The following is a 22,510-nucleotide window of genomic DNA, read 5'->3' as shown; positions in this document are numbered from 1 at the left end:
AGGGCCGTCTCACCAGCGGAAGCACCGTCGAGAACCCGCTGCGGCTGGGGAGAATCTGGGGAGAATGAAGCAGCGCTGGGGAGCGGCTGGGGAGAATCGACCGCACAACGAGATCCCCGACAGAGTCAAGCTAGCAGCGGGCCAGTGTGCCGCTCTCCCGGGTGAGGTGGGTGCTGGACATCCAGCCTTCGGTGTTCGTGCCCTCGGCGCGGGCGTAGACCCACTTGTTGCCATAGGCGTTGGTGATGTAGCAGTGGTAATAGACCTTCACGCCGGTCTTGACCACGGACACGTAGCTGCACTCCGCGTACGGCCCGGTGTAGAGGTGGGAGTTGTCGAGCAGGTAGCCGTAGCCGTTGCTGCGGTTCTCGTGACTCCAGCCGGTGCAGGCCGTCGACACCGGGGTGGGCTCCTTCACCGTGGAACTTGGCTTGGTCTCCGGAGAGGCGGACGGGCTCTCGGCCGGCTTGGCACCGTTGTTGCCGGGCGTCGTCGTGGGACCCGTCTTGTTCGCCGAGGGAGACGGCTTCGAGGAGGCGCCCGGAGCAACGGAGGACGACGGGCCGCTGCCCGCCGGGGAACTGACGGCGGGCGGCGTCGTCTGCGCACCGTTCGCGGTCGTGTCGCCCTCTTGGCCGGTCAGAGCATAGGTGATTCCGCCGCCTGCGGCGAGGAGTACGACGGCGGCCGCTGAGGCGATGAGGGTGCGGCTGCGGCCGCGTGCGCCACGGGCTGCGGTGCGGCTCGTTTCGGGAGTGGGGACTCCAGTGGGGCCCGCGACCGGCGCGCCGGGCTGCGGAAGCGTCGGCGGCAGGTTGGGCTGCGCGTAGCCAGTATGCGGAGGAGGAGGCTGCGGGGTGGGCTGGGGAAACATCGGGGGGCCGAACCCGGGGGGCGGTACGACGGCGGCCGCAGCCCCGGGAACCACCATGGGCGTGGGAGCCGGGCCCTCGGACACCGTCCGGCCCGAGGCGACGCGCTCCAGCATGCCGCGCGCCTGGTCTGCGGTGGGCCGGTCCTCCGGTTCCTTCGCCATCAGCGCCTGGAGCACCGGCGTGAGTCGTCCAGCCCGGCGGGGCTCCGGCAGTGGCTCGGTGACGATGGCCGACAACGTGGACCACGCGGACGTGCGGCGGAAAGGCGAAGTGCCCTCCACAGCCGCGTACAGCGTCATGCCGAGCGACCAGATGTCCGACGCGGGACCGGGCTCCCTGCCCTGCGCGCGCTCCGGTGGCAGGTAGTCGAGAGAGCCGATGATGTCACCGCTGCGGGTCAGCTTGGCCATGGCGTCGTCGTCGGAGGCTTCCATGGTGGCGATGCCGAAATCAGTGAGAACGACCCTCCCACCCTGCTCCATCAGCACGTTGGCGGGCTTGACGTCCCGGTGCAGTACGCCGACCCGGTGCGCGGCGTCCAGCGCTTCCATCAGCTTGGCGCCGATCGCCGCGGCCTCGCGCGGATCCAGCGGGCCGCGCTCCGTCAACACGTCGTCGAGCGAAGGCCCGTCGACTAATTCCATGACGATGACCGGCAGACCCTGCTCCTCGGTCACGTCGTGCACGTTGACCACACCGCTGTGCCGGATACGGGCGGCTGCCTGCGCCTCCCGCTGCATCCGGGTCCGCAGGTCGGCAAGTTCGGACGCGGAGGCGTCGGTGAAGGATCGCAGGACCTTGACTGCGACCTCTCGGTTCAGCAGTTCGTCCACCGCCCGGGCGACCACTCCCATACCGCCGCGCCCGACCACGGAGGTCACCCGGTAACGCCCCCCGAGTACCTTGCCTATCAGTTCTCCGTCATTCGCTTCCCCCGCCTTCACCGCACGTCCCGTTCCATCGCTTCCATCGCTGTTCGTCGTCCGTCAACCGGCGGCCTCAAGGGTAGAGGCAGGAGCGTGGGGGGATTGCAGCGGCCGGACTGCAGATCAAGCGATCCACCCTGCCGCCGGCCGCCTCCCAGTCGGCGGACATCGCACCTGCCATGGCAGAAGAGCGCTATGACACTGCTCTTCCGCTGCCTTCAGTTGGCCATGCCGGACTGCAGCCGCTCGGCTGGGGCTCCCGGACCCGCGAAGGCAGGCCTGGTGTCCCGCGCACGAACGATGCGCGGGACACCAGGCTCTCCTGCCTCAGTTCTTGTCGGTGGCCGAGGCCCCGGTCACCGGCCGCTCCGGGCCGGCAGTTGGCCACAGTCGCCGCCGGCGCACTTGCTCAGCCAGTCTGCGAAGTCGGCGTCGTACTTGGTGCCGATGGTGTCGCGGAGCAGGCTGTGGGCCGCGTCGTACTCGCCTGCGCGGTAGTGGCCGAGCAGGGTTGCCACGTCCGCGGGGTGCGACTGGAGCATGTAACGGACGCCCAGATAGCCCCACTGGTAGATACGGGTGGTGTCGGCGTTGTCGTAGGTGGTCCCGAAGAGCCGGCTGAGCTTGTAGGTGTTCTTGCCCGCCTCCTCGATCGCCCTGTCGTAGGTGATGCCGCGGTACGAGTAGGAGACGTACTCGGCGAAACCCTCGACCCACATCACGGTCGGGGTGGTCTGCCCGGCTGCGAAGTCGCCGTACATGTCGTGGCGGCCGTCGAGGTAGTGGGTGTACTCGTGGTTGAGGTTCCAGATCTGGAAGGCGCCGTCCTGGGCCGGCTGCTCGTAGGCGATGAAGCGCGGCTGGTTGCCCTCAGCGGCCGGGTCGCCTTCCAGGTACATGCCGCCGTTGTTGGTGTCGATGCCGAAGACGACACCGGCGTAGGTCTTGTAGTCGGTACTGGAGTTGAAGGCGACGATCTCGATGCTGGTGTTGTTGTCGTCCTTGACCGGGCCGTTGTCCTTGACGATGTTGTGGAAGACCGGGTCCTGCTTGAGGATGCTGTCGCATGTGGCCGAGAGTTCGGACGCGGTCAGCTCCTGCGCGAGGATCTTCGCGCTCGGACCGCATGCGTGCTTGACCGTCAGCACGGCGTCGCGCACGCGGTTCTGCAGGTCACAGGTTTCGTACTCGGCGCAGTTCCCCTTGTCGAACTCATCCGTCATCTCGGCGAGGCCGACCCAGAGCGGGGCAGTGCGTCCAGTGATTTCGCTGCGGCCGAGCAGCTCCTTGACCAACGGCTTGACGGTGTCCTTGAGGTCGGCGTGCCGCAGGAAGCGGCCGAGTTCGCGTCCGGCGTTGCTGGCCAGGTAGGACTTGTCGGTGCCGAGCAGATCGTCGTGGGCGACGGCGAAGTCACGCAGTCCGGTGAGGACGCTCGGGTCCGCCTTCACGGCTTCCACGAACTCCGGCAGCTGGTGGCCGCGGAAGAGCACGGTGTAGGTGTTGTTGACCGCCGCGAGCATCCCGTAGAACTGGTCGTACGACGAGTCGTAGTCCTTCTGCAGACGCTTGACCACGTCGAGGTGGCGGGCGTTCTCTCCGGAGCTGTCGATCAGGGTGACCGTCTCGCCCAGGGTTTCTCCGTTGGCCTCGGTGACGTCGAAGGCGTGGGACGAGCCGAAGAAGGCATCCAGGGCACCCTGAATGGCGCTCTTCAGAGTCGGGCCGTATTCACCGACGTTCTCAGGCTGGTTGTACTGGATGTAGTAGCCGGCGCGCAGGTACAGCACCACCTGGGTTGCGAAAGTGCTGTTGTCCCCCGGGTAGTTGGCCGCGACGTCCTTGAGTGCGTTCGCCACCGTGACCATCTGTTCCTCGCGGAAGAGGGCCTTGGAGTCTTCACCGGTCACGCCGAACAGCGTGTTGATGCAGGTGGTTTCCGATTTCTTGATCTGCTCGACCAGGGCAGCGCCGGTCTTCGCGGTGAAGTCGCTGACGTTGCAGTCCGCCGCGGCCTTCGCAGCAGAGCGGGCCTGCTTGCGCTCTGCGGCGTTCTGGGCCGCGGGGAGCGGAGGGCGTTGCGCGGGGTTCGAGGCCTTCGAGGCCTTCGAGGCCTTCGAGGCCGATCGGGCGGGGTCGGCGGTGTGTCCGGGTGCGAGATCGGCGGCAAGCACGGTGGCGGAGGCGGGCTGTGGGGCGGGGGCCGACCTCGGTGCGGACTTGGGTGCCCCAGTGCCGGCCGGGGTCGCCGCGCCATGGGGGGCGAGCACGGTGAGCCCCAGGCCGGCGACGGCCACGGTGGGTATCAGCAGTTGGGTGAGTTTCCTGAGAGTGGGGGGTTTGCGCATGGCGATGGCCTCCAGGCCGGTCGGCAGCCGTGCGTGGGGCACGGCGGTGGGGGGTGCGGACCGTGATGGCAACGGAAGTTGAGCACTCCCGGAGCCGGCATAGCCGCGGAAAGTGTGACCGTACAATTTCACAGTTCACATGGCAGTGAAAGAGGGTTGCAAGCATCAGGAAAAAGTGATGAGCCGTCAGAGGCGTGTCTTGTCAGGGAACTTGAGCGCACGGTCGACTTCGGCCATCTCCGGGACGGCAGGGTCGAGCAGTACCGCCATGAGGCCCAGGACCAGCACGACTCCCGGCCCACCGACCCTGGAACGCGAAGTGGCATGCCTCATCGACGGCTTCCTCCTAGCGGAAACGGTCGGCCCCACCGCCGGACTTCGGGCGGTGGGGCTCGTAGCTCCCGACCAGGAACCCAATCTCGAGGAGTTAGGCGAGGCTCCGCCGGTACGCGTGATGGGCAGCGAGGGCGGTGTTCACGTAGTGCAGGCGGTGGGGATGCCCATGCCCGGAGCCTCGCAGCGGATACCGAGGGCGAGGCTGTCCGCGAATCCGGCCTCCCACTTGTTGACCGTGGTGAAGCCGGCCGGGGCGACGGCGATCGCATCGGCGGTCGGGGGTGAGGCCGATGGGCCCGACGTCGTGTCGGGCCCATCGGTCGTTTCACGGAACGCCCCCGGGGTTCAACGGCACAGGGCGGTGTCCACGGCGCGTTCGAGACTCCTCCGGGCCGCCTCGTCGGTGAGCTGCATGGTGACCGCGACGTTGGTGGCACGGCCGTCGTCGGTGGCGCCGCCCCGGGTCTCGTACCCCGGGAAGCTGCCGCCGTGGCCCCAGGAGAGGCTGCCGCACGGCAGCGGCCTGCTGACGAGTCCAAGTCCGTAGCGGGCGCCGGGGCCGAAGGTCGCTTCGGCGGGGACGGTGGAGCGCATCTGGGCGAGCTGGGCCGAGGGCAGGAGATGGCCCGCCAGGAGTGCGCTGAAGAAGCGGTTGAGGTCGGAGCCGGTGGAGACCATCTGGCCTGCCGCCCAGCCCCAGGAGGGGTCGATCTCCGTGATGTCGCGCAGCGGCGCGTCCGCCGATTCCCTGTAGTAGCCGTGGGGGTGGGGCTCCCGGATGCTCGCGTCACCGGGGGCGGGGAAGTAGGTGTGGCGCAGCCCGATGCGCTTGATGATGCGCCGGTCGATCTCCTCGGCGAGGGGGCGGCCGGTGACCTTCTGGACGATCAGGCCGGCGAGCACGTAGTTGGTGTTGCTGTACTTCCAACTCGTCCCGGGGGCGAAGTCGGCCGGGTGCTGGAGGGCTGTGCCGAGCAGTTCGCGGGGGGCGTAGTACCGGACGTCGTCCCCGAGGTAGTTGCTGTAGTTGGGGAGTCCGCTGGTCTGCTGGAGGAGCTGGCGGACGGTGATGTGGCGGCCGTCGATCCCCTCCCCGCGGACGAGGCCGGGCAGGTAGGTGTCGATGGCGGCGTCCAGGTCCACCCGCCGCTCGGCGACCAGCTGGAGGACGACGACCGCGACGAAGGTCTTGGTGTTGCTGCCGATCCGTACCTGGCCGTCGGCGGGTACCGGTTCGCCGGTGGCCAGGTTGCCGACCCCCGCGGTGTAGGTGCGCGTACGGCCGCTGCGGTCCTGGACGCTCTCCAGCACGGCGGGCATACCGTCGTCGCGCACCAGCGCGTTCAGGGTCTGCTGGACGCCGTCCGGCCTGGCGGCAGAGGCGGTGGCGGTGGCGGGCGAGGTGAGGGCCCCCAGGGTCATGACGGCGATGGCCATCGCGGATGCGGCGGGCAGGGCTCGGCGCTGCCTGCCGCCCTGCTGGCGGGTTGAGGAACGAAGGCCCTGCCGGGTCTGCGCACGCATGAGTCAACTCCCGTGGAATCGTTTGGCTGTTGTTCGGGTCGCCCGGCCGCTGGCTGCCGAGTGCCTGATTCATCCGCACAAGGCCCTGTCCACGGCGTCCTTCACGTGCTGCGTGGCCGCCTCGTCCGTCGGGATGTTGGTGACCGCGACGCTGGCGGCGCGGCCGTCTTCGGTGACACCGCCCCGGGTCTCGTACCCCGCGATGTCGCCGCCGTGGCCCCAGTAGACGCCGCCGCACGACAGCGGCCTGCTCGTGAGCCCCAGCCCGTAGCGGAGGCCGGAGGTTCCGGCGGGTACGGTCGTGCGCATCTCGGCGAGCTGGGCCGCCGGGAGGAGGCGCCCGGCGAGGAGTGCCGCGAAGAAGCGGTTGAGGTCGGAGTTGGTGGAGATCAACTGGCCTGCCGCCCAGCCTACGGAGGGGTCCATCTCCGTGAAGTCGCGCAGCGGTCCGTCCGCCGGGTTGCGGTGGTAGCCCTGGGGGTGCGGCTCTCGGATGGTCATCTCACCGGGCGCGGGGAAGTAGGTGTGGCGCAGCCCGATGCGCTTGATGATGCGCCGGTCGATCTGTTCGGCCAGGGGGCGGCCGGTGACCTTCTGGACGATCAGACCGGCCAGGATGTAATTGGTGTTGCTGTACCCCCATGTTGTCCCCGGAGCCGCGTCGGCCTTGTAGCGGAGGGCGATGTCGAGCAGCTCACGCGGCTCGAAGTACCGGTTCCTGATCTCGTCGTCATCGACGTGGATGCCGTACTCGGGGAGTCCGCTGGTGTGCTGGAGGAGCTGGCGGACGGTGATGTGGCGGCCGTCGATCCCCTCCCCGCGGACGAGGCCGGGCAGGTAGGTGTCGACGGAGGTATCGAGGCCGATCTTCCCTTCCCCGACCAGTTGCAGGACCACGACCGCCGTGAACGCCTTGGTGTTGCTGCCGATCCGTACCTGGCCGTCCTTGGGGACCTTCGAGCCGGTGGCCAGGTCGCCGACTCCTGCGGTGTAGGTGCGCGTACGGCCGCTGCGGTCCTGGACGCTCGCCAGGACGGCGGGCATACCGTCGTCGCGCACCAGGGCGTTCAGGGTCTGCTGGACGGCGTCCGGCCTGGCGGCAGAGGCGGTGGCGGGCGAGGTGAGGGCGCCCAGGGTCATGACGGCGATGGCCATCGCGGATGCGGCGGGCAGGGCCCGTCGTCGCCTGCCACTCTGCTGGCGGGTCTGAGCACGCATGAGTCAACTCCTGGGGAATCGTTTGGTCGGGGTGTCGGAGCACGATCCTGGATTCCAGGACCCTTTGACCGCATCGCGGGAAGACGGGAGATATCGCTCCCCCGATCGGGGGAGGCTGCTGGTGGGCTGCCCGGCGATACTGGCGATCATGATCAGGGGAATCCGGCCGCTGCTGCGCGGCTCCACGTATTCGGGTGCGCTGTTCGCCTACTGCGGCGCGTTGGCGAGCCTTCCGCTGCTGCCTCTCGCCCTGTTGCCGGCGTTGTCGTGGCGATCCGCACCCGAGAGCGCCCAGATCGTCCTGGTCCTGCTCGTCTGGGCGGTACTGGTCGGCCTGGTCGGACTGGTGCGCCCCGTAAGGCGGGCGCTGGTCGCGTCCGCCCGGCGGATGCTGCGGGTGCCGCTGCCCGATCCGGTGGCCGGTCGGCGGAACTCCGGTTCCCTCGGCCTCGACCGCTGGCGGACCCCGCTCTGGCTGGTGCTGCACGTGGCCGCCGGGTGGACGGGGGCGCTGGCGAGCGGGGTGCTGTTCGTCATGGGCCTCTCCCTGCCGGGGAACTGGCTCGGCGGCGAGGCGCGGGTGAGTCTGTTTGGCACGTCCGTCCGGACGTCGGGCGGGTGGAGCTGGGTGGTGGCAGCCGTGTGCATCCTGCTGGCGGTGGCCGTCTGCGTACTGGTGTCGAAGGCCTTGCGATGGTCGGCGCCACGGCTGCTGGGGCCGTCGGCGGCCGAGCGGCTCGCGCTGGCGGCCGAACGGGAGCTGCTGCTGGCCGAACGCAACCGGCTGGCCCACGAGTTGCACGACTCGATCGGGCACACGCTGACGGCGGCCACCATCCAGGCGGCGGTGGCGGGCGAGGTGCTCTCCGCCGACCCGGCGGCGGCGCGGGCCGCCATGCGCAGCATCGAGGAGTCGACGCGGGCCGCGCTGGAGGACCTGGACTACGTACTCGGAGTGCTGCGCGAGGAACAGTCCGGGACGGCGCCGACCCGGACCCTGGCCGACCTCCCCGAGCTGCTGGACCGGCTGCGGCACGCGGGGGCGGTGGTGGAACCGGAGCTGTCGGGCGAGCTGGCGCAGGTCCAGGGGACGCTCTCCCGGGCGGCGTACCGGATCCTCCAGGAGGGGCTGACGAACGCGCTGCGGCACGGGGCTGGCGGTCCGATCGGGGTCCGGGTGGCGGCCGGGCCGGACGGACTGGATATCACGGTGGTCAACCGGACCGGGGCGGGGACGGGCACACGCGCCTTCCCTACCTCCGGCCACGGTCTGCCCGGACTGGCCGAGCGCGTCCGGCTGCTGCACGGTGAGTTCCAGGCCGGCCCGGACGGGACGCAGCACTGGCGGCTGGCCGTACGGCTGCCGGTGCAGGTGTCGGCGTGAGTGGATCCGACGCGGGCGAAGGCACGGCCCTACCCGCCGTCACGCTCCTCATCGCCGACGACGACGAGGTGACGCGCAGCGGCCTGCGCGTGCTGCTCGCCGCACAGCCGGGGATCACGGTGGTCGGCGAGGCCGCCGACGGCGTCGAGGCGGTCGAACGGGCGCAGCGCCTGCGGCCGGACGTGGTCCTGATGGACGTCCGGATGCCGCGTCTCAACGGGATCGAGGCCACCCGCCGGCTCCTTGCCGAAGCGGCCGAACCGCCGAAGGTCGTGGTGATCACCACCTTCGAGAACGACGGCTACGTCACCGCCGCCCTCAGTGCGGGCGCCAGCGGCTTCGTCCTCAAGCGCCTCCCGGTCCGCCAGATCGCCGAGGCGGTCCGGGTGGTGGCGGCGGGCGAAGCTGTACTCTTCCCGGCCGCACTGGGCCGCATGGTCGCCCCCCGCCCGCTGGGCTCCGCAGAGGCCCTGCCGCGGGCCGCCCTCACCGGCCGGGAGGAGGAGGTGCTGCGCCTGATGGCCACGGGGCTCTCCAATCCGGAGATCGCGGAGTCCCTCACGGTGAGCCTGGAGACGGTCAAGACGCACGTCGGGAATGTGCTGACCAAGCTCGGCGCGCAGAACCGGACCCATGCGGTGGTGATCGCCTACGAGTCCGGCCTGGTGGTCCCGGGCTTCGTCGGCTGACCGGCTTCAGTACGGGCCGCGACGTAGCTCCGCCCTGCTGTGTGTGACACCCTCGGGCCTCGTGCGCACCCCCACGCACCGTCGGCACCCTGGGGGAACGGGCCCGGCTCAGGGGCGTGTATCGGTGATCACCTCCGCCGCGGTCCTCGTCGAGGTGATCCACCCCCGGATCAACGACGCCGCCCTGAGGTGGACGCTGTCCCGGCTGCGGGTCGAACCGGTCACCCGGGCCATCGCCCAGTCCGCCCCTACCCTGCTGCGCACGGCCGGACTGCACGGCCATTGAGTACGCCATCGACGCGATGCTCTGCGCCACAGCCCTGGCTCAGCCGGGCCGCGTCACGATCCTGACGTCCGATGGAGAAGACATCGGAATGCTCACCGCCTCTCACAGCCGTGTGGCCATCGAGAAGGTCTGATCCACACCCTCACTTCAGACGCTCCACGGCCAGGTGGGTAGATCCTCCGTTTCGGGCCGGGCCCGGCCCGAGCGCGGGGTGGTACCCCGACCGGCCCGGACCCGCTCCTGTCGTCGCGGAGGCCGGTCGGTCAGCTCGTCGCCCGTACCGCGTCCCTGATCAGGTCGGCGACCCGTGTGGGCTCGGAGAGGACGACGGCGTGGGAGGCGTCCGGAAGTTCGACGACGACGGCGCCGGCCCGTGCGGCGCCGAAGCGCTGGACCTCGGGGCTGATCGTGCGGTCCGCCCCGGCCACCAGGGCCCAGGACGGTTTGGTCCGCCACGCCGCCGCGGACACGGTCTCGGTGAAGGCCGCCGTGGCGAGCGGGCGTTGGGCTGCTGCCAGGACGCCGGCGACGTCCTCGGGCACGTCCGCCGCGAACACGGAGGGAAAGGCCTTCTCCTCGATGGTGACCTCGACCCCGGAGTCGCCGTCGAGGAGCGGGTAGGTCCACTCCTTCAGGCTGCCCGTCAGCGGGGACTCGGGGAAGCTCCCTTGGAGCTGGCCGAGGCTCTCGCCCTCGTGGGGCACGTAGGCGGCCACGTAGACGAGCCCCACGACGTTCTCCGCGGCGCCGGCCACGGTGATCAGCGCACCGCCGTACGAGTGGCCGACGAGTACGGCCGGGCCGTCGACCTGGGCCAGGACGGAGGCGAGGTAGGCGGCGTCCGACGTCAGGCCCCGCAGCGGGTTCGACGGAGCGATCACCGGGATACCGCTGCTCCGCAGTTCCGAGATGACGCCTATCCAGCCTGTCGCGTCGGCGAAGGCACCGTGCACGAGGACGACGGTGGGGTTGGTCATGCGAGTTCTCTTCTCGGTGTCGGGCCACGGGTGGGGCGTCGTCACGACGGTCAGGGCGCGGCCCGGAATGCGGCAAGAGGTCCGTGCGACGGTTACTCACGGTAGGGCCGTGCTAGCGGTACCTCTTGTACGTGCGTGCATCCGCGCTGACACGACGGCGCACACGCGTCTCAGCGCCTTCGCTCGTCCTGGGCGCCGGCAGTCGTCGTCGCGAAGGCCGAGGTCGCCAGCGCCTGCCATTCGCTGGGGCTCATGCCGTAGGCCCCGCGGAACGTGCGGCTGAAGTGCGAGGGGCTGCTGAAGCCCCAGCGGTGTGCCACCGCGGCCATGGTGATCCTCCGGTTGGAGCGGCCCAGTTCGAGCCGGCAGAACTCGAGCCTGCGCCGCCGCACCCATTGGCTCACCGTGCTGCCGTCGTTCTGGAAGAGCTTCTGCAGGTACCGGACGGAGATGTGGTGGGCGCGTGCGATCGACTCCGGTGAGAGGTCCGGGTCCATCAGATGCTCTTCGATGTAGCCGTGGATACGGGACAGCATCTCGTTGACGGCCCCGGACGCGTCGTCGGCCTCGTCCGTCGTGTCCGCTTCGAGGAGCTCCATGACCAGGACGGAGAGGAGGTGTACGGCCGTCCGGGCACGCCGGTCCCCGATCGTGGACCGTCGGAACTCCGCCTCGGCGGCGAGCGCGGTCAGGAAGTCGGACGCCAGCGCCCCGATCCCCTCCCCGCCGCGTACGGGTACGCCGAGCACCTGGTTCAGTTCCGGCTCCGTGACGCCCAGATAGCAGCGGGGCACCCGGAAGAAGATCATCCGGCAGTCCTCGCCGAACCGCAGCAGGTGCTGTCGGGCCGGGTCGCAGAAGATCAGGTCGTTGGGTTCCAACAGGGTCTTGGCGCGCTCGTGGACGACGGTGACGGGCCCGCGGACATGGACGCCGAGGTAGACGTGGGTCGGGTCGTTCGTCTCCGGCATCTCGGAAAGCATCTGGACCAGCCACCCCGAGCGGGAGGAGGGCGGGGCCGGATCGGGCGCTTGCCGGGGCACCCGTTCGGGCGCACGGGACATCAGTGTGAGGGGCATGGGGACTCCTAGCCGTAGGTGCGGGCGGGCGGAGGGCGGATTCACACCTCGTTCGCCGGCTCCTCGGCCAGGAACTTCTCCACCACGGCGTTGAAGGCCGGCGGGTTCTCCAGGAAGGGGAAGTGCGAGCTCGCCACGTCGGAGGCGAAGACGTGCAGGCGTGCGCCGGGAATCCGCTCGGCGACGAAGCGCTGCGAATCGGGGTGCACATGACTTCCCTCACAGCCGATCACCAGGGTCGGCACATCGATCAGGGGAAGCACGTCGCGCCAGTCCTGCGCGCAGTGGTCGAACAGCAGCGGTACGCCCGCGTAGGCGGGTGTCGACCGGATCTCCTCGCCGACGAAGGCCAGTACCTCGGGGTCGGGCTCGCCGGAGAACATGCCGCGCACGAAGTCGGCGCGGACCGCGTCGCCCTCCGGCCCCGCGAGGGCCGCACCCAGGTACAACAGCCCCGACACATCGAAGATGGCACCGGAGTCCCGCTGTTCCCGCTCGGTCATCCAGGGCACGGCGGCGACTGCCGCGGGCTGGTCGACGGCGACGAAGCGCCGGATCCGTCCGGTCCCGTACTGGTCGATGAAGCTCCACCACACCGAGACACCCATGGACCAGCCCAGTGCGTCGAAACGGTCAAGACCGAGATGGTCGACGAGTTCGAGCACATCGCGGGAGAGCCGGGCGATGCGGTAGCCGTGACGCGGCTTGCCGGACTTCCCATGGCCGCGGAGGTCGACGGTGACGACGCGACGGCCGGGCGCCAACCCCTCGATCTGGTGGCGGAACATCGCCTGCGTCTGCCCCCAGCCGTGCAGCATCACCAGTGGGACGCCCTCGCCGCCGGTGTCCTGGTACGCGAGCCGCGCGCCGTCCGTCGTGATCAGTTCCTTCATGACCTCTCCCCTGGTCAGAGGCGGTACATCACTCCCGCCCGTCCCGAACATCATCGAATGGGGCCCGTCGCCCGCACCACCGCGAGCTGTAGGAATCGGGCCGTGGATCCTCCTCGCTTTGTCGAAGCGAGTCCGCGGTCAGACGGCCCCGTCGCCGCCCGGGGCGAGGAGTTCCTCGATCCTGAGGCCGAGGTGCAGAGTGAGCCGGTGGGCGCCGTCGTCGAGGTCGAGTCCGGTGATCTCCTGAATCTGGCGCAGGCGGTAGTAGAGCGAGGTGCGGTGGATTCCCAGCGTGTCCGCGGTCCGGGGAATCGATCCCGCGTGTTCGAGGAAACAGCGCAGGGTGTCCCGCAGGCGGTCGCCGCCATGAGTGTCGCTCAGGGCATGGAGCGGCTTCGGGACCAAAGACGCGTTCAGGGCGTGCTCGGGGAGCTGGAGCAGCACCGCGAGCTCCCCGAGCAGCTCCCAGTCACCGGCGCTGTTCAGGGTGGGCAGTCGGCGTGCCGCGCGTGCCGCCACGAGCGCCTGCTCGTACGACGTCCATGCGTCGTCCAGGCTGGGGTGCCGGCCGCCGACGCCGATCACGGGGCCCGCCGACGGGCCCAGGAAGGTGCCGAGTTCGTCCAGGATGCGAGCGGACTGTGCGGTGACCTCGTCCTGGCCGGGTGGGCGGTCGCGCAGCTGGAGCAGTGTCGCCCGCTCCTTGCCGATCGCGATGAGGCCCGTGGCCGAACGCGTCTGCCGGAACCCCTCCAGCGCCCCCCACAGGGCCGCCTCGGACTGCCGCACGAGCTCCGTCGCGCAGCTCAGCTGGACGACGGTGACCAGGACGTGCTCGGCTGCTCCGAGCAGTCCGAGTTCCTTGCCTCGCCGCCGTGCGGTGGTACGGGCGGCGACGTCGGTGCCGACGAGTTCGAGGACGAGGTCCCGCTCGTCGGCCTTCCGGGTGTCGGTGGCGATGTGCTCTCCGTGCATCTGGGCGGCCATGGCGTCCGCGGCCCGGGCGATGGCACGTGTTTCGTGCTCTGAGAGCGTCTTCTCGGGCACGACCACCAGGAGCAGTCCGTGGAGATGCCCGCGCTCGCGCAGGGGCACGACGTAACGGGGCAGCAGTCCGAGATCGTCACGGCCATCGATGAATCCGGCTCGGGACCACTGGGTCACGCCCTGGGCGAGGACGTAGCGGATGGTCGCGTTGTCGGCGCGGCCCTGCAACAGGGTGCCGATGCGGACCGGGTCCTCGTCGCCGAAGTGGCGGCTCGTGCAGACCATGCGGACCAGCGGGTCGTCGACGGCGACGGACCGGCCGAGCCGCTCCGCGAGCTCGTCGACGAGCGCCTGGAGCTCGGGGCTGCCGGGGCGGGCTCGCTGGAGCCTTACGGTCATGCGCTGTTCCTCTCTCGACCAACGGTTCCCCGCGGACTTCTCCATTCCGCGGCTCTTGATCATTCTGAGGAAGCGACGACGTCGGCACATCACACGAATCGTCCATTGCCATGACGCCCACGGGGGATACGAAGCGACTACTCTCCGCTGTCGCGATGCTTCACCAGCCGGGTCAGCTCCACGCGCGAGGTGATGTCCAGCTTGGTGAAGGCCCGGCGCAGGTGCGAACTCACCGTGTGCGGCGAGAGGGAGAGGTGCTCGGCCACCTGTTGGTTGGTCAGCCCTCGGGCCACGAGCCGTACCACCCGTATCTCCGCGGCCGTCAGCTCGGGCCATGCACCGGAGAGTCCGGCCGTCGAGGGCCGGCGGCGGACACCAGCGGCCCGCAGGCGCCGGCGGACGCGTGCGACGTCCCGCTCGGCGCCCGCTCGCGCGTAGAGCGCGAGGGCCGTGTCGAAGTACGGCACCGCTTCGGGCATGCGGGTGGCCGCCAGCTTGCGTCCGGCGTCCTCCAGTGCCGACGCCCGGGCCAACGGCCGAGGGCAGTCCTCGTACAGCCGGACGGCGCGTACGAGAGGGGCGAGGTCGTTGTCGAGGAGCCCCCGGGCGTGCGCGGCGGTGGCGGCGAGGAACGTGAGGTCGGGGTTGAGCACGGCAAGTCGCTCGGCGAGGGCCACTGCCTGCGCGGCCCGTTCGTGCGCGCCGGCACGCAGCGCCAGGCGGACGAGGAACGGGGCGTCCGCGGGGTCGACCAAGCCGGCGTAGGCCGGCCGGTCCGCGGCGGGCGACGTCATCACCTCGTCGAGTTCGGCCATGGCACGGTCGGGCCGACCTTCGAAGTCGGCCATCAGTGCCAGCATCCAGGAGCCGAAGTGCCGGACGACTGGTGCCCCGTCGCTCCGCATGCGCCTCGCCTCCGCCGCGTACGTTCGTGCGGTCTGCTGGTCGTTGGTGTGGAGGGCGACGCGCATCATCACGTACCGGAGCGTGACGTCGGCGAAGTTGCCCGGGCCGAGATCGTCGGTCGTCGCGGACGCGGCCTCGGCGTCGGCCCGGGCGTCCGTCAGCCGTCCGGCCTCCAGAAGGATGCGGGAGCGGGTCATGAGCCACATACGGGTGGCCGCCGTCCGGCCCTGCTCCCTGGTGATCCGGATGCCGTCCTCCGCGGCGGCGAGCGCCTCCGCTGAGCGTCCGGTGGTGTTCGACAGGAGAGCGTGCCACAAGGCCTCCGGAACCCACAGCGAGGTGCTGACGCCCAGGGCGTCGGCCAGCGCGGCGGCCCGCTCGGCCTGCCGGAACGCCTCGGTCAGGTCCATGCGGTGGAAACTCACGGCCGAGCGGACCGTCGTCAACGTGGCCTCGGCGGAGCGGTCCCCCGCTGCCGCTGCGGTCTCCCACGCCTCCGCGGCGACCTGCTCGGCCGCCGAGTGCTCGCCCGACATCGAGAGGCCGACAGCGAGCATGGCGAGCAGTCGCCCCCTCACGTCCACGGGGATCCCGGTCAGTGCCGCCCCGGCGCGGGCCTGCCGGACCGCCTCGGAGAAGTCGAACGGTGCGGCGAGGCGTGCCAGGGCAAGGCGTATGCGCGCCTCGTCCTCAGGTCCGAGACCGCCGGCCGCCAGGGCGGAGGCTCCCAGCTCACGCGCCTGGGCGGCCCGGCCCGTCTGCCAGAGCAGCGGGATCGTCTCGGCGATGACCCGCGGCCGCTCCGGAGCGTCCGCCGCGGTGAGTTCCAGGGCCTTGAGGCTGCGCTCCGCGGCGGGTCCGGGAGCGGTGGCCGCGAGTTCCGCCGCGGCGGAGCGCAGCCGGTCGGCCTCCGCCGCGTCTTCTGGTCCCGCTTTCCCTGCCTCCGCCGCACCCGCCGACGCCGCCCTCCCGGCCGAAGGCCCGAGACGCTCGGCGGGGGAGGCCGCGCTCCCCGGCGGCAGCTCGGCGACTTGACCACGCAGGGCCTGACGCAGGGGCAGGGGGAGGCCGGCCTCCACCGACTCGCGGATCAGGTCGTGGCGAAAGGCGAGACGATCCCCGCTTTCGGTGATCAGATCGGCGTCGAGGGATTCCCGTACCGCTGTGATGAGCGCCGCCGAGGACCTGCCGAGCAGTTCGGCCAGCAGCGCGACGGTGACCGGGCCGCCGACGGCGGCCGCCGTCTGCACCAGCTCCCGTGCCTCGTCGGACAGCTGGTCGAGGCGGCGCACGACAGAGGGAAGTTCCCGTGGGGCGGGGGGTCCGGCCGACAGCCTGGCCGTGCCGTTCTCGATCGTCACTGCCTCCCGCAGCGAGCCGAGCAGCTCGACCAGCAGCTGCGGGACTCCTTCGGCGCGGCGGGCGACGCGGAGGACGTCCGGGTCGGGAGCGGCGCCGAGGACGTCCTCGGTGATCCGTGTCGTCGCCTGGTCGTCCAGCGCTCCCAGCGCCAGCTCGTGTGCGCCTGCCCGCCGGATCCGGTCCAGGGTCGTGCGCACTCCCGACGGCACGCTGCCGCCGCGCACGGCGACCAGCCACAGGATGGCGTGCGACGAGAGTCCGGCCGCGAGGGTGTTGAAGGTGAGAAGGGTCAGGTCGTCGCACCACTGGAGGTCGTCGAGGACGACGAGCAGGGGGCCGTTTCGAGCCGTCTCCCGCAGGCGGTCCCCCAGTTCCTGGAGCAGCCAGAAGCGCTGGCCGGGTGTCGTGGCGAGGTCCCTGAGGCGGACGGCGCCCGACAGCGGTTCCTCGCCGGAGAGCAGACCGTCGAGGAGCGGGCCGAGCGGCACGAACTGTTCGTCGGGGTCCGCCGCTCCCTCGAACACCCTCGTCCCGCGCCGCCTCGCGGCTGCCGCGGACTCCGCGAGGATCCTGGACCTGCCGATGCCGACGGGGCCTTGGACGCGGATGATCCCGCCTTCGCCCCGGTCGAGCGCGTCGAGCCGCGCCTCGATGAACGCCAGTTCGGCGTCCCTGCCGCGGAGGGGCGTCCGTACACCCTCGAGTTCCTCGGGCACGGTCCTTGTCGTCACTCGGTTCACGCTCATACGGCGGAACAGTATGAACCATATGAACCACCCCGCCGTCGCCCGGCCCAGGGGCCCGTCTCAGTCGAAGCGCAGGTCGGCGAGTTGCCGTTCGAGGACGGTGACGTCGTCCTCGGGCTCTTCACCGACCGGGCGCGCCGCCATGAGCGCGGCGAGCTCGACGCCCGCCCGGCGGACGCGGCCGGGCAGGCCGTCGGTGTACTCGTCTCCCCCCGAGCCCCAGTCCTCGGAGGCCGCGAACACGGCGGTGGGGACGGCGACGGCGCGGAGGTAGGCGAAGAGCGGGCGTACGGCGTGCTCAAGGACCAGGGAGTGGCGGGCGGTACCGCCCGTCGCCGCGATCACGACCGGCTTCCCGGAGAGGGCGTCCGGATCGATCACGTCGAAGAAGGACTTGAAGAGACCGCTGTAGGAAGCCGCGAACACGGGAGTCACCACGATCAGGCCGTCAGCCGCCGTCGCCGCGTCGATCGCGGCGCTCAGTCGCGGCGGCGGAAAGCCGGTCACGAGGCGGCCCGCGATGTCGCCGGCCAGTTCCCGCAGCTCCACGACCTCGGTCGACGGCGCCTGCCCCCGGGCGGCGAGTTCGTCGCGGGCCGCCTCGGCCAGCCGGTCCGCGAGCAGGCGGGTGGAGGAGGGGGTGCTCAGCCCCGCGGAGACGACGATCAGCTTCATGCGGCGGACACCTCCCGGACGGCTCGAAGGGACGCGTGCGTGGGGGCCTCCGGCACGTCGGCCGGACGCCCCTTGGTGAATTCCCTCCGCAGCACGGGCACGACCTCTTCGCCGAGGATGTCGAGCTGTTCAAGGACGGTCTTCAGGGGCAGGCCCGCGTGGTCCATCAGGAACAGCTGGCGCTGGTAGTCGCCGACGGCCTCCCGGAACGACAGGGTCCGCTCGATGACCTGCTGGGGAGAGCCCACCGTCAGCGGGGTCTGCTCGGTGAAGTCCTCGAGCGACGGGCCGTGGCCGTACACGGGAGCGTTGTCGAAGTAGGGACGGAACTCCCTTACGGCGTCCTGGGAGTTCTTGCGCATGAAGACCTGTCCGCCCAGGCCGACGATGGCGTCCTCCGGCCGGCCGTGGCCGTGGTGCGCGAACCGGCGCCGGTAGAGCTGCACCATGCGCCTGGTGTGGTCGGCCGGCCAGAAGATGTTGTTGTGGAAGAAGCCGTCGCCGTAGAAGGCGGCCTGCTCCGCGATCTCGGGGGACCTGATGGAGCCGTGCCAGACGAAGGGCGGGACGCCGTCCAGGGGCCGCGGTGTCGAGGTGAAGGCCTGGAGCGGCGTCCGGAACGTGCCCTCCCAGTCCACGACGTCCTCGCGCCACAGCCGGCGCAGCAGCGTGTAGTTCTCCTTGGCGAGGTTGATGCCCTGTCGGATGTCCTGGCCGAACCACGGGTAGACCGGACCGGTGTTGCCGCGCCCCAGCATGAGGTCGACCCGGCCGTCGGCCAGGTGCTGGAGCATCGCGTAGTCCTCGGCGATCTTCACCGGGTCGTTCGTGGTGATCAGCGTCGTGGACGTGGACAGGATCAGCTTCTCGGTGCGGGCGGCGATGTAGCCGAGCATGGTGGTCGGCGACGACGGTACGAACGGCGGGTTGTGGTGCTCGCCGGTCGCGAAGACGTCCAGGCCGACCTCCTCGGCCTTGAGCGCGATGGCCACCATCGCCTTGATGCGCTCGCGTTCGGTCGGAGTGCGACCGTTGGTGGGGTCGGGGGTCACGTCCCCGACGGTGAAGATGCCGAACTGCATGGGGTGTCTGCTCTCCTGAGCTCGTCCGGTTCCCGCGCCGGGGAACCGGGGGCCGGGGTGACGCCGGGGGCTCCGGCGTCACCCGGCGGGTCAACGGTGCGGCGTCACTTCGCCAGGAAGGCGAGGAGGGCGGTGTTGACCTCCTCGGCGTGGGTCCACAGCAGACCGTGCGGGGCGCCCTCGATCTCGACGTAGTCGGCCGACGGGAGCGCCTTGTGGAACGGGCGTGCCGTGCCCTCGGCCGGCAGGATGCGGTCGGCGGTGCCGTGCAGGATCAGGGCCGGCACGTCGACGGACGGTATGTCGGCGCGGAAGTCGGTGTACCAGGTCGCCGGCGCGGCGGACGCGGCGAAGGAGCCGCCGCGGGCCGCAGTGTTCCAGCTGTTGCGGACGGCCTCCTCGCTGATGCGGGTGCCCAGGTTCTCGTCGAGGTTGTAGAAGTCGTTGAAGAAGGCCGTGTAGTAGGCGTAGCGGTCGGCCTTGACGGCGGCGACGACGCCGTCGAAGAACTCCTTCGGGGCGACGCCGTCCGGGTTGTCGTCGCTCTTCAGCAGGCAGGGCTCGAGCGAGGCCAGGAAGGCGACCTTGGCGACACGGCCGGAGCCGTACGTGGACACGTAGCGGGCGACCTCGCCGGTGCCCATGGAGAAACCGACCAGGACGGCGTCCTTCAGGTCGAGGGTCTCCATCACGGTGTTCAGGTCGGCCGCGAAGGTGTCGTAGTCGTAGCCGATGGTCGGCTGCGAGGACCGCCCGAAACCGCGGCGGTCGTACGTGATCACGCGGTAGCCGGCGTCGAGCAGCGCGGCGCTCTGGCGTTCCCAGGAGTGGCCGTCGAGCGGGAAGCCGTGGATGAGGACGACGGGCTGCCCGCCACCCTGGTCCTCGAAGTACAGCTCTATGGGGTTGGTGTTCTCCTGGCCCACGGTGATGTACGGCATGGGGATGCTTCCTCGATTCAGGTCGGCTGGTCCGCGCGTCGAAGCGGCGCGGTATGCCCGTCACGCTAGGACCGGTCCCGCACCTCCTGTTGCCGTACCGCGCACCACACCTTGCACGGGGGCGCAGAGGTCACTCAGCCGCCGGTGGCTGTTCCGGCGTCGCCCTCCGCAAGCGCGATCCGGGCCAGGTGGACCCGCGAGCGCACCGAGAGCTTGCGGAAGATCGACGCCAGATGGGTGTTGACCGTGTGCGGGGAGACGACGAGGGCCTCCGCGGCCGACCGGTTGGTGTGGCCCGCGGCGATCAGCCGGGCCACCTTGCGTTCCGAGGCCGTGAGCGCGTCCCAGCCCTGGGCGGGGCGCGGTCGGAGGCCTCCGGTGCGCCGGCCGGAGCGGCTGGTGGCCCGTTCCAGATCGGCCCGGACCCGGTCGGCCTCGACATCGGCTCCCGCCCGGGCGTAGATGTCGTGGGCCCTGGTCAGGGCGGGTGTCGCGGCGGGGTCGCCTGTTGTGAGGAGCGCGCGCCCGAGGTCGGCGGATGCGGCGGCGAGGGGCAGCGGCCGGGGGCCGGTGAGGAGGATGCGCACCGACCGCTCCAAGAGTCCGTGGTCGGCGTTCGCCAGGGCGGACGCGTGGGCGGCCGCCCCCTGGGCGGTCGGCACGCCGGGGTTGCGGGTGGCGTGTTCGACAGCCTGGGCCGCGAGGTCCTCGGCCAGGTTCCGGTCCCCGCCGCGCAGGGCGATCCGCACGGCCTGGACGACATGGGGGCGCAGGAGCCGCCATCGGAGGAAGGGGTGGTCACGCTGCACGGATCGGACCAGTTCGGCCGCTGCCGCGTGGTCGCCGTCGGCGTCGGCGACGACGGCCTCGAAGTACTGGTGCGTGGCGTGGTTGCCCGTGTTCGGCCGCTCGGCCACGGTCGCCCGCACGACGTCCAGGTGTTCCCGCGCGGCTTCGCGGTCGCCGCGCAGCATCGCGAGGAAGCCGCGGTTGACGCGGATGTTGACCAGGTTGCCGGGCACGTGGAGGTCCGCTTCGAGCCGCTCGGCGGTGACGAGGTCGGCGTCCGCGTCGTCGAGCCGGCCGAGCCCCATGTTCAGGGTTCCCTGGGCCCAGATCAGCATGGCGGGGCGCAGGGGAGCGTCGCCCGCCGTCCGGAGCAGTCGCCGTACGGTGTCGAAGTCGTCCATGTGGATCCGGGCGACGGCCTCCTCGGGCAGGAAGGCCGTGTCGAACACGCTCAGCGCCGTGTGGTGTTCGACGGCGGCGGCGCAGTCGCCCGCGTTGAGGGCGATCTCGCCGAGGCCCCACAGCGCGAGGACACGGGCCTCCCGGTCACCGGACCGCTCCGCCTCGGCGAGCGCCCGTTCGCCGGTCTCGCGAGCGGCCCCGAGGTCGCGCCCGCGGGACCGGGCGAGGGCCTGCCGGGCGATGAGCCGGGCGCGGATCGTCGGGTCGGTGACGGCTGCCAGTGCTGCCGTCGAGCGGCGGGTCAGCTCGTGGACGTCGTCGAGGTGCCACAGCGTGTCGCCGAGTACGGACTGCAGACGGGCGAAGACGTCCAGGGGCGGCTGCCGGGCGAGCAGCGTGTCGCCGGTATCCCGTGCCTGGGTGTACCGGCCCGCGCGGGTCAGCGCGACGATGGCCCGTTCTCCCACGTCGAACACCATGGGCGCATGGGGCGGTACGAGTTCCAGGGCGCGTACGGCCAGGTCGGCGGCGAGGTCGGGCATCACGGCGATCACGTCCGTGGCGGCCGTGCCGAGCAGCCCGATCGCCTCCTGGTCGCCGGGTTCGGCGCTCTTCAGCAGATGCGGGACCGCGTCGGTGGAGCTCCGGCCCGCCGCGACGAGTCGGCTCGCAGCCTCCCGGTGCAGCGCCCGGCGTACGGAGGGGGCGAGATCGGCGTACACCGCCTGGCGGAGCAGGTCGTGGCGGAACCGGAGGCGTTCGCCGTCGTCGTGGAGGAGGGCGGCGGCGATCGCCTCGTCCACTTCGGCGCTGAGTCCGGAGGCGGGCCGGCCGCACAGGGCGGCGGCGTCCGCGAGCGAGAACGCGCGGCCGAGGACCGAGCCGATCCGCAGGAAGTGGAGGGTGTCCGGCCGGAGGTCGGCCAGCCGGTCGCGTACACCGCGGACCAGCCGCTCCGGAGGCTCCGACGCGTCCGCGCCCGACGCCGCGATGCCCGTGAGCATCTCGGCCGCGAGGAAGGGGTTGCCTCCCGCCCCGTCGAGGAGTTCCGCGACCTGCGTCGGCACGTCCCCGCCGAGGACGTCCCGTGCCAGCTCGGCCAGGGCCGTGTCGGACAGCGGCCCGAGGGGGAGGGTCATCGTCCGCGGCCCCTGCCCGTACGGTTCCGGGTCGTTCCTGCCCGTGAGCAGCCAGAGGACCGGGCAGCTGAGGAGCCGTACCGGCATGACGCTCAGGGCGAACCGGCTCAGCGGGTCGGCCCATTGGACGTCGTCGACCGCGATCAGTACGGGCGTGCCCGCCGAGCGTTCCTCGATCAGCTGGGCCAGTCGTTCGACGAGCCAGACGCGCTGGTCGTGATGGCCCGCGAGGTCTGCGAAGTCCGTGCTGGACAGCAGCGGCGGGTCACCGTGCAGGAGGCCGGAGGCCAGTGAGGCGAGCGGTGCCAGCTCGTGCAGTTCCTCGGCGCGTCCATGGCTGATGACGAACCCGTGAGCCCGCGCGATCGAGACGGTCTCCTGCAGCAGTACGGTCTTCCCGATCCCGGGCTCGCCCAGGAGCAGCGCGATCGCTCCTCCCTCGCCGTCGCGCACCGCCTCGACCAGGGCGCGCAGCCGCTCCAGCTCGGCTTCGCGGCCCCGCAGCCCGGGCCGGCTCAGCCCCGCGCTCCCGGGCACCGCCATGCCT

Annotated in this window: 16 protein-coding genes and 2 pseudogenes; 3 read left to right on the top strand and 15 right to left on the bottom strand. The window is 71.0% G+C overall.

From position 1 onward, the window contains the following. Window positions 1-130: 130 nt before the first annotated feature. The 6 genes and pseudogenes from OG429_RS30425 to OG429_RS30400 form a co-directional block, all read right to left on the bottom strand. Window positions 131-1,819 (bottom strand): serine/threonine-protein kinase, encoded by a 1,689-nt coding sequence (locus OG429_RS30425; RefSeq protein ID WP_328928447.1) that lies wholly within the window; start codon window positions 1,817-1,819, stop codon window positions 131-133. A 338-nt stretch (window positions 1,820-2,157) separates the two neighbouring features. After that, entirely contained in the window at window positions 2,158-4,149 is a 1,992-nt protein-coding gene (locus tag OG429_RS30420) for a collagenase (RefSeq protein ID WP_328930469.1), read from the bottom strand. A gap of 186 nt (window positions 4,150-4,335) precedes the next feature. Continuing rightward, entirely contained in the window at window positions 4,336-4,482 is a 147-nt protein-coding gene (locus OG429_RS30415) for a hypothetical protein (protein WP_328928446.1), read from the bottom strand. A 13-nt stretch (window positions 4,483-4,495) separates the two neighbouring features. Further along, window positions 4,496-4,764, bottom strand: a pseudogene (locus OG429_RS30410) (flavoprotein); the annotation flags it as partial. Between the two features lie 66 nt (window positions 4,765-4,830). Next, on the bottom strand, window positions 4,831-6,009 hold the full coding sequence (locus tag OG429_RS30405) for a serine hydrolase domain-containing protein (protein WP_328928445.1): 1,179 nt from the start codon (window positions 6,007-6,009) through the stop codon (window positions 4,831-4,833). Window positions 6,010-6,078: 69 nt separating this feature from the next. After that, window positions 6,079-7,227: a serine hydrolase domain-containing protein gene (locus OG429_RS30400; protein ID WP_328928444.1), complete on the bottom strand. Its 1,149-nt coding sequence runs from the start codon at window positions 7,225-7,227 to the stop codon at window positions 6,079-6,081. 148 nt (window positions 7,228-7,375) lie between these two features. On the opposite strand from OG429_RS30400, the gene OG429_RS30395 reads away from it, so the two are divergent. The 3 genes and pseudogenes from OG429_RS30395 to OG429_RS30385 all read left to right on the top strand — a co-directional run. After that, complete coding sequence (locus tag OG429_RS30395) at window positions 7,376-8,611, top strand: sensor histidine kinase (RefSeq protein ID WP_328928443.1); 1,236 nt, start codon at window positions 7,376-7,378, stop codon at window positions 8,609-8,611. After that, complete coding sequence (locus OG429_RS30390; protein ID WP_328928442.1) at window positions 8,608-9,300, top strand: response regulator transcription factor; 693 nt, start codon at window positions 8,608-8,610, stop codon at window positions 9,298-9,300. Before OG429_RS30395 ends, OG429_RS30390 begins: the two co-directional genes overlap by 4 nt. Window positions 9,301-9,424: 124 nt before the next feature. Continuing rightward, a pseudogene (locus tag OG429_RS30385) lies at window positions 9,425-9,719 on the top strand (DNA-binding protein); the annotation flags it as partial. A 130-nt stretch (window positions 9,720-9,849) separates the two neighbouring features. Here OG429_RS30385 and OG429_RS30380 read toward each other — a convergent pair. From OG429_RS30380 to OG429_RS30340, 9 genes are all read right to left on the bottom strand, one after another. Further along, window positions 9,850-10,563, bottom strand: coding sequence for an alpha/beta fold hydrolase (locus OG429_RS30380; protein ID WP_328928441.1), 714 nt, complete (start codon window positions 10,561-10,563; stop codon window positions 9,850-9,852). Window positions 10,564-10,733: 170 nt separating this feature from the next. Next, window positions 10,734-11,642: a helix-turn-helix domain-containing protein gene (locus tag OG429_RS30375; RefSeq protein WP_328928440.1), complete on the bottom strand. Its 909-nt coding sequence runs from the start codon at window positions 11,640-11,642 to the stop codon at window positions 10,734-10,736. A 41-nt stretch (window positions 11,643-11,683) separates the two neighbouring features. Continuing rightward, window positions 11,684-12,535, bottom strand: coding sequence for an alpha/beta fold hydrolase (locus OG429_RS30370; protein WP_328928439.1), 852 nt, complete (start codon window positions 12,533-12,535; stop codon window positions 11,684-11,686). A 138-nt stretch (window positions 12,536-12,673) separates the two neighbouring features. Next, the gene (locus OG429_RS30365) at window positions 12,674-13,921 is read right to left on the bottom strand and encodes a PucR family transcriptional regulator (RefSeq protein WP_328928438.1); all 1,248 of its coding nucleotides are present in this window, start codon (window positions 13,919-13,921) and stop codon (window positions 12,674-12,676) included. A gap of 137 nt (window positions 13,922-14,058) precedes the next feature. After that, window positions 14,059-16,935 (bottom strand): helix-turn-helix transcriptional regulator, encoded by a 2,877-nt coding sequence (locus OG429_RS30360; RefSeq protein WP_328928437.1) that lies wholly within the window; start codon window positions 16,933-16,935, stop codon window positions 14,059-14,061. A 60-nt stretch (window positions 16,936-16,995) separates the two neighbouring features. Next, complete coding sequence (locus OG429_RS30355; protein WP_328928436.1) at window positions 16,996-17,610, bottom strand: FMN reductase; 615 nt, start codon at window positions 17,608-17,610, stop codon at window positions 16,996-16,998. Then, complete coding sequence (locus tag OG429_RS30350; RefSeq protein ID WP_328928435.1) at window positions 17,607-18,692, bottom strand: LLM class flavin-dependent oxidoreductase; 1,086 nt, start codon at window positions 18,690-18,692, stop codon at window positions 17,607-17,609. Before OG429_RS30350 ends, OG429_RS30355 begins: the two co-directional genes overlap by 4 nt. Before the next feature lie 104 nt (window positions 18,693-18,796). Continuing rightward, window positions 18,797-19,633: an alpha/beta fold hydrolase gene (locus OG429_RS30345; protein WP_328928434.1), complete on the bottom strand. Its 837-nt coding sequence runs from the start codon at window positions 19,631-19,633 to the stop codon at window positions 18,797-18,799. Window positions 19,634-19,767: 134 nt separating this feature from the next. Further along, window positions 19,768-22,506: a helix-turn-helix transcriptional regulator gene (locus OG429_RS30340; protein WP_443051285.1), complete on the bottom strand. Its 2,739-nt coding sequence runs from the start codon at window positions 22,504-22,506 to the stop codon at window positions 19,768-19,770. Window positions 22,507-22,510: the final 4 nt, after the last annotated feature.

This window comes from Streptomyces sp. NBC_00190 (genome assembly GCF_036203305.1).
GTDB lineage: Bacteria > Actinomycetota > Actinomycetes > Streptomycetales > Streptomycetaceae > Streptomyces.
The sequence above is the reverse complement of the archived record's forward strand: the minus strand, read 5'-3'. Positions and strand labels throughout refer to the sequence as shown.